The sequence below is a fragment of the Streptomyces sp. ISL-36 genome, assembly GCF_018614205.1.
GTDB lineage: Bacteria > Actinomycetota > Actinomycetes > Streptomycetales > Streptomycetaceae > Streptomyces.
Genome location: NZ_JAGGOS010000198.1, coordinates 1 through 5,388, shown reverse-complemented (window position 1 = coordinate 5,388; position 5,388 = coordinate 1). Strand labels below are relative to the sequence as shown.

Here is a 5,388-nt window from a genome sequence, read left to right as displayed (position 1 = left end):
GCGATGTCCCGCGCCCGGGAACGGGCCGCGCTGCGCGGCGATCCACGCGTCCGCGGCCTCGATCTGCTGGCCGCCGTCGCCGCGGATCCGGACTCCAGGGCCGTCGAGGTGCTGCGCCGGGCGGGTGTCGACCCGCTGGTCCTGGCCGGCCGGATCGGGGAGCTGTCTCAACAGGTGTAACGGGGGTTACGCACCTGACGGCGTCCTGTCATCATGGCCGGATGCACGCGTCTCAGGGGAGAAGCGCCGGCCTGGGACTCGCCCTGGCCTCGGCCTTCGCATTCGGTGGTTCAGGTGTGGCGGCCAAGCCGCTCATCGAGGCGGGCCTCGACCCGCTCCATGTGGTGTGGCTCCGGGTGGCCGGAGCCGCCCTCGTCATGCTGCCCGTGGCCTGGCGCCACCGGGACCTGCTGCGCCGCAAGCCCGCTCTCCTCGCCGGCTTCGGGCTCCTCGCCGTCGCGGGCGTCCAGGCCTGCTACTTCGCCGCGATCTCCCGGATCCCGGTCGGCGTCGCGCTGCTCATCGAGTACCTCGCTCCGGCCCTCGTCCTCGGCTGGGTCCGTTTCGTCCAGCGCCGGCCGGTGACGCGCGCCGCCGCGCTCGGTGTCGTGCTCGCCGTCGGCGGACTCGCCTGCGTCGTGCAGGTGTGGTCGGGGCTGAGCTTCGATCTGCTCGGGCTGCTCCTCGCGCTCGGCGCCGCCTGCTGCCAGGTCGGCTACTTCGTCCTCTCCGACCAGGGCGGCGACGAGTCCGACCCCGCCGACCCGCTGGGCGTCATCGCGTACGGACTGCTCGTCGGCGCCCTCGTCCTCACCGTCGTCGCCCGGCCGTGGGGGATGGACTTCCAGGTGCTCGCCGGCGACGCCGACATGAACGGTACGGGCGTCCCCGCCTGGCTGCTGCTCGGCTGGATCGTGCTGATCGCCACCGTCCTCGCCTACGTCACCGGAATCGTCTCGGTGCGCAGGCTCTCGCCGCAGGTGGCCGGAGTCGTCGCCTGCCTGGAGGCCGTGATCGCCACCGTGCTGGCCTGGGTGCTGCTCGGCGAGCATCTCGCGGCCCCGCAGATCCTCGGTGGTGCCGTCGTCCTGGTCGGTGCGTTCATCGCCCAGTCGTCGACGCCGAAGACGGCACCGGCGGGGCCGGTGGCGGGGTCCGAGCGGAGCGAGCCCGTATCCGAGTTGTCGTCCGACCGGGCCGCCCCCTAGGGTGACGATCATGCATTCGACCGTACTTCCGCCTCCCGCCGCCTAGCGCGGGCGGAGGCCACTCTCCCTGACGAAGACCGGGCTCGGGCAGTCCCCGAGCGGTTCGTCGCTGCCCGCGCGCGGAGCCGAGCGACCACATCACCCGTCTTCACACGGAGAAGCACGTGTCGGATTCCCCTCTTTCCCCCTTCGCGCCCGCGCCCGCGGCAGCGTCTGGACCCGCGTCCGCGGTGGCGTCCCCGGCCGGGTCTCCTTCCGCGTCTGTGCCCGCGGCGGCGTTGCCTGCCGTCGGGCGGAGCCTTCTCTATCTCGTCGTCGCCGGAATCGCCTGGGGCACGGCCGGTGCCGCGGCCTCGCTGATGTTCCGGCTCAGCGACATGGGCCCGCTGCGCTGTCCTTCTGGCGCTGCGTCGGCGGCCTCGTGCTGCTGCTCGGGGCGCTCGCCCTGAGGCCCCGCAGGGCCGCCGCGGTCGAGGAACCGCGCCGACGGCGGCTCGTCCATATCCTCGGAACCGGCATCGGGCTGACCGCCTTCCAGAGCGCCTACTTCGCCGCCGTCCAGTCGACAGGGCTCGCCGTCGGCACCGTCGTCACGCTGGGCGCCGGGCCCGTCCTGATCGCGCTCGGCGCCCGCCTCACCATGGGCGAACGGCTCGGGCGCGGCGGAGCGGTGGCCGTCGGCGGGGCGCTCGCCGGACTCGCCGTCCTCGTCCTGGGCGGGGAGTCCGGCGAGGTCCGGCCGCTGGGAGTGGTCCTCGCGCTGGCCTCGGCGGCCGGGTACGCGGCGATCACCCTGCTGACCCGGTGGCTGGGGCGGGACGGCGGGGCGTCCGACGCCCTCTCCACGACGACCTGGGCCTTCGCGATCGGCTCCGTCGGGCTGCTGCCGATGGCGGCGGTGGAGGGCCTCCTTCCGCACACGGTGGAGCCGGTGCAGGTTGTCGGCCTGCTGATCTACGTGGCGGCGGTGCCGACCGCGCTGGCTTACGCGCTCTACTTCGCCGGGGCGGCCGTGGTCCGCGCGGCGACCGTCTCCGTGATCATGCTCCTGGAGCCGGTGAGCGCGGCGCTCATCGCCGTCACGGTCCTCGGCGAGCAGCTCACCGGCGCCACGGTGGCCGGCACGCTCCTGCTCCTCGCGGCGGTGGGCGGACTCGCCACCGCGGAGGCGCGCACGGCGGCGGAGCGGCGCCGCGAGACGGCGGCGGTGGCGGTGGTGGTGTAGGGGCGTGCCTCAGGGGGGCGGGGGAGGCGGGCACGGTGACGCGCTTCTCCCGCGCCAGGCGCGGGCACGGGGAGGCGGGCACGGTGACGCCTTTCTCGCGCGGTCGGCCCGGGCACGGGGAGGGCGGGCGCGGTGACGCGCTTCTCCCGCGGTCGGGCGGGCGCGTCCCGGCACCGGAGGTGGCGTCTCCGGGGCCGGGTCCCGTGTCCCGGAGGCGGCGTCCCGGGGGTCGGGCCCCGTCCGGGAGGCGGTGTCCCGGGGGTCGGGCCCCGTCCGGCCCCTGGGCACGTTCCTACCTCAGGCCTGCGTGCGGCGGCGGAGCTGGTGGGTGCGGGCGGATGCGTCGCCGGGGGCGCCGCGTCGGGCGAGGCCGTCGGCGATCCGATCCTGGACGGGCAGCGGTTTGTGGTGGGCGTACTTGAACTTGGCGCGGACGTCCGTCACGTCGAGGCGCAGCACCCGCAGGCCCGAGAGGAGCCGGCCGAACGGTGCCTCTCCGGGGGAGACCGGCGCCGTACCGCCTTCGGGCTGGAAGTGGGCGACCTGGCGGTTCAGCAGCTCCGCCTTCTCCGCCGGGTCGTCCACCACATGCGCGGTGCAGACCAGCTGGACGGCCGCGTAGAAGGACGTCGGGGTGCCGTGCTCGGCCGGGGCTCCTTCGGGGGCCGCCCACGGGCCGGGTATGAAGGCGTAGTCGTCGACCACGCTCAGGACGACCGCGGGGTTCTCGTCCAGCGCGCGCCACAGGGGGTTCGGGCGCGCGAGGTGGGCGATCACCTGTCCGTACGGGCCGGGCTCGGAGTCGTAGCGGAAGTGCATCGGCTGCACCCACGGCGGTTCGCCCGCCAGTCCGTTGACGGCGAGTTGGCCGAAGTCGTGGCGTGCCAGCCAGTCGCGCCACTCGCCGGTGTCATGGGCGGCGTCCCAGGGATGGATCAGCATGGCGCGGCCCTCAGATGACGGGGAGGTAGTCGGGCAGGGCGACGGACGGATCGAGGTCGTCGGCCGGGATCGGCGTGCCGTAGCTCCTGCGGACGGGGACGACGCCGGTCCAGTGGGGGAGGGCCGTGTCCTCAGGGTCGTCGTTGGGGCCGCCGGTGCGGACCTTCGCCGAGACCTCTTCCAGGTCCAGGCGCAGGACGGCCGTGGCGGCGAGCTCCTTGGCGTCGGCCGGGCGGGAGTCGCGGGACCGGCCGGGGACCACGTGGTCGACGAGGGCGTCGAGGGCGGTGCGCAGCTCGTGGGGGTCGGTGACCTGGTGGGCGGTCCCGTGGACGACCACCGAGCGGTAGTTGATCGAGTGGTGGAACGCGGACCGGGCGAGGACCAGGCCGTCGACATGTGTCACGGTCAGGCAGACGGGCAGGCCCGGCGCCTCGGCCCCCTTGCCCGCCATGCGCAGAGGGCGCGAGCCGGTGGAGCCGTGGACGTAGAGGCGCTCGCCGATCCGGCCGTACAGGGTCGGCAGCACGACGGGGGCGCCGTCGCGGACGAAGCCGAGATGGCAGACGTACGCCTCGTCGAGTATCGAGTGCACCAACGCGCGGTCGTACGAGGCGCGGTCGCGGGAGCGAGTGGGGATGGTCCGTTCGGTCGGCTCGTAGGGATCCGTCATTGCGCTCTCCATTGCACTAGTGCATAATCTGGTTTGTGCTAGGAGAGTATCGGATCGAAGGGCGTCGCGCATCGGAGATCGCCGCGAGCGTCGAGCGCGGGGTCGGTGCGGGGCAGCTGGCGCCGGGACAGCTGCTTCCGCCCATGCGGGAGTTGGCGCTCACGCTCGGCGTGAACCCGAACACGGTCGCCGCCGCGTACCGGACCCTGCGCGAGCGCGGGGTCATCGAGACGGACGGGCGGCGCGGCAGCCGGGTGCGGCCGCGACCCGCCACCACTGCCCGCGGGTCGATCCTCGTCGAGGCTCCGGCCGGCGTTCGGGACGTGAGCAAGGGCAACCCGGACCCCGGCCTGCTGCCCCCGCTCGGCGCGGCGCTCGCGGAGGCCGCGCGACGTGAGGCGGAGCGGCCCGGGCTGTACGGGGAGGCCCCCGTCGACGAGGAGTTCGCCCGGCTCGCCCGTGCCGCGCTCGACGCGGACGGCGTCCCTGACGGGCCGATCGCCGTGGCCTCGGGCTCGCTGGACGCGGTGGAACGGGTCCTCGCGGTCCACCTCAGGCCGGGGGACGCCGTCGCCGTCGAGGACCCGGGCTGGGGGAGCCTCCTCGACCTGATCCCGGCGCTCGGACTGCGGCCGGTGCCGATCGTGGTCGACGACGAGGGGCCGCTGCCCCAGGCGGTGGCACGGGCCTTGCGGGACGGCGTACGGGCGGTGATCGTCACCGACCGCGCACAGAACCCGACCGGCGCGGCGATCGGCGCGGCCCGTGCCGCGGAACTGCGCCGGGTCCTCGCCGCTCACCCGGATGTGCTGCTCGTCGAGGACGACCACGGTCATGGCATCGTCGACCTCCCGCTGCACCCGCTGGCCGGGGTGACCGACCGCTGGGTGATGGTGCGCTCGGTCGCCAAGGCGTACGGGCCGGACCTCCGGATCGCCGCGCTGACCGGCGACGCGGTGACCATCGACCGGGTGCTCGGGCGCCAGCGGCTCGGCCCCGGCTGGGTCAGTCGTCTGCTGCAGCGGGCGGTCGCGTACCTGTGGGCGACGGGAGCGGTGGACGCGGTGGCCGTCGCCGGTGCGTACGCGGAGCGGCGCGACGGGCTGGTGCGCGCCCTGGAGCGGCGGGGCGTCGAGGCGCACGGGCGCAGCGGGATGAACGTGTGGGTGCCGGTGGCCGACGAGACGGGCGCGGTGACGCGGCTGCTCGGCGCGGGGTGGGCGGTGGCGCCGGGCGCCCGGTTCCGTATGAACGCGGGCCCGGCCGTCCGGCTGACCGTCTCCGGGCTGACGACGAGGGACATCGACCGGTTGGCCGACGCGGTCGCGGCGGCGGCGGGC

At 74.9% G+C, this 5,388-nt stretch carries 5 protein-coding genes and 1 pseudogene; 4 read left to right on the top strand and 2 right to left on the bottom strand.

The annotated features are described in order from the left end of the window. From J7E93_RS35540 to J7E93_RS35530, 3 genes and pseudogenes are all read left to right on the top strand, one after another. Positions 1-180, top strand: a 180-nt coding sequence (locus J7E93_RS35540; protein ID WP_285440993.1) for a Clp protease N-terminal domain-containing protein, incomplete at its 5' end; no start/stop codon positions are given. A gap of 41 nt (positions 181-221) precedes the next feature. After that, complete coding sequence (locus J7E93_RS35535; protein WP_215074170.1) at positions 222-1,208, top strand: DMT family transporter; 987 nt, start codon at positions 222-224, stop codon at positions 1,206-1,208. Positions 1,209-1,471: 263 nt separating this feature from the next. After that, positions 1,472-2,433, top strand: a pseudogene (locus J7E93_RS35530) (DMT family transporter). Positions 2,434-2,730: 297 nt separating this feature from the next. Here J7E93_RS35530 and J7E93_RS35525 read toward each other — a convergent pair. Both J7E93_RS35525 and J7E93_RS35520 read right to left on the bottom strand, forming a co-directional pair. Next, on the bottom strand, positions 2,731-3,375 hold the full coding sequence (locus J7E93_RS35525; protein ID WP_215074169.1) for an FMN-binding negative transcriptional regulator: 645 nt from the start codon (positions 3,373-3,375) through the stop codon (positions 2,731-2,733). A gap of 10 nt (positions 3,376-3,385) precedes the next feature. Further along, a complete protein-coding gene (locus J7E93_RS35520; protein WP_251067549.1) occupies positions 3,386-4,048 on the bottom strand; it encodes a pyridoxamine 5'-phosphate oxidase family protein in 663 nt (220 codons plus the stop codon). A gap of 35 nt (positions 4,049-4,083) precedes the next feature. Here J7E93_RS35520 and J7E93_RS35515 point away from each other — a divergent pair. Next, a partial coding sequence (locus J7E93_RS35515; RefSeq protein ID WP_215074167.1) for an aminotransferase class I/II-fold pyridoxal phosphate-dependent enzyme occupies positions 4,084-5,388 on the top strand: 1,305 nt, incomplete at its 3' end.